This window comes from Streptomyces polyasparticus, assembly GCF_014493765.1.
In the GTDB taxonomy this organism is placed as follows: Bacteria; Actinomycetota; Actinomycetes; order Streptomycetales; family Streptomycetaceae; genus Streptomyces; species Streptomyces polyasparticus.
The window spans coordinates 1-1,842 of record NZ_JACTVJ010000080.1 but is presented as its reverse complement, the minus strand read 5'-3'; the positions used below and the strand labels follow the sequence as shown (position 1 = coordinate 1,842).

Annotated in this window: 1 protein-coding gene; it reads left to right on the top strand. The window is 67.2% G+C overall.

Translation table 11 applies throughout. The annotated features are described in order from the left end of the window. Positions 1–152 precede the first annotated feature (152 nt). The coding region (locus H9Y04_RS45515) for an IS4 family transposase (RefSeq protein ID WP_306660257.1) at positions 153–1,842 on the top strand (1,690 nt) is incomplete at its 3' end.

Here is a 1,842-nt window from a genome sequence, read left to right as displayed (position 1 = left end):
GAGCTGACGAACCGCGGAGTCGCAGCAAGGCCACGGAGTTAAGCGGCGGAACCGTCCGTCAAGAGGGTGATCTCGTCGTATGCGGAAGACGTGGCAACGGGACCTCCGGTAAGTGAGGGATCGACCAAGATCTACTCGCTGAAGAGGTCCCGTTGGCCAACCAGTGTGCCATCACCGTGCCCAAACCCCCTGCAGGTAGGGCAGAACTCCTGCTTGCGCCAGGGCACTTGGGAGACCTGACTCGATACCTCCCTGTCGAGCTCGTCGATGCGGTTGTGGAGGAGAGCCAGGTTCTTGAGCGCCGACGGCGTCTCCTTCCCTCGCGTGTCGGGGTGTACTTCGTCCTGGCGTTATCCCTGTTCCCCGCGCTGGGATATCTGCGCGTCTGGGACAAACTGACGGCCGGACTCGCCAGTCGGAACGTATGCCGGCCGAGCGAGAAGGCACTTCGCTGTCTGCGCCGCCGCCTGGGGCCGGCTCCGCTGAAGGCGCTGTTCGAGGTGGTGGCCGGTCCACTCGCGCAGCCCACCACCCCGGGCGCCTGCTACCGCCGCTGGCGGACTGTCGCCTTCGACGGCTGCAGCGCCATCAAAGTCCCCGACTGCGAACGGAACCGGGCCTGGCTGGGCAAGGTCCAGGCCCGCCTCGGCTGGGCCGGATACCCCGTGATGCGCTTGATGACACTGTGCGAGACCGGCACCCGCGGCCTGCTCGGAGCCGAGTTCGGGCCGACGAACGAGTACGAGACCGCGTACGCCCGCCGGCTGCTGGGATTGGTGGACGCCAGCATGCTCGTCCTCGCCGACCGCGGCTTCGACGCGGACGACTTCCTGTCCGACACGGCCGCAACCGGCGCCCAGTTCGTCATCCGGATCACCGCCCGACGCCGTCCGGCCATTCTGGCGGTGCTGCCGGACGGCTCGTACTTGACGCGGATGGGCACGCTCAAACTGCGGGTCATCGACTCGACGATCACCATGACCACCGCGACCGGAGAGACGCTCTGCGAGCAGTACCGCATCGCCACCACGCTACTGGACCACCGCCGGGATCCGGCCGAAGCCCTGGTCGAGCTCTATCACGAACGGTGGGAACACGAATCGGCCTACTACGCGCTTCGGCACACTCTGCAGCACGGACTCGTGCTCCGCTCCCAAGATCCTGCCGGCCTGGAACAGGAACTGTGGGCCCAGCTGACCGTCTACCAGATCCTGCGAACGGCCATGGCCGACGCCGTGGAGTCCCGCCCCGGAACCGACCCGGATCGCGCCAGTTTCACCATCGCCTTGGAGACGGCCCGCGACCAACTCGTCCTCGCTGGAGCTGATGGCCAACTCGCCGGGCTGGACCTGCTGGTCGGCCGGATCGGAACAGCCGTGCTCAAGGGATTGCTTCCGCCGCGGCGACTGCGCACCAGTGCTCGCGCGGTGAAGGCGGGGCGTTGTCGCTATCCCACCAAACCCGCCGAGCTCAGACCACGGCAGAGCAGGAGAATCACCGCGCTGACCGTGACTCTTCGCTCGGCACCGGCATGTCCACCTGAGCCCCCGAAGGGTCAGCGTGAGGATCTCCGCAAGGCCGCCACCGGCCTGCGGCGCATGGGCGCGGGCAACAGGAACAGGGTCTTCCACCTCATGGCAGCAGATCCCGAGCGCGCCTGGCGCCCTCGGGAGGTCACGCACGCCCTGGGCATCCAGAGCGCGGCGAGCTTCGCGACCCAGATGAGCCAATGGGCGGCCGAGGGCCTGCTCAAGAAGATCGCCTACGGGACATACACACTCGCCGACGCATGGAAAACAACCCTCTTGACGGACGGTCCCGCCGCTAAACTCCGTGGCCTTG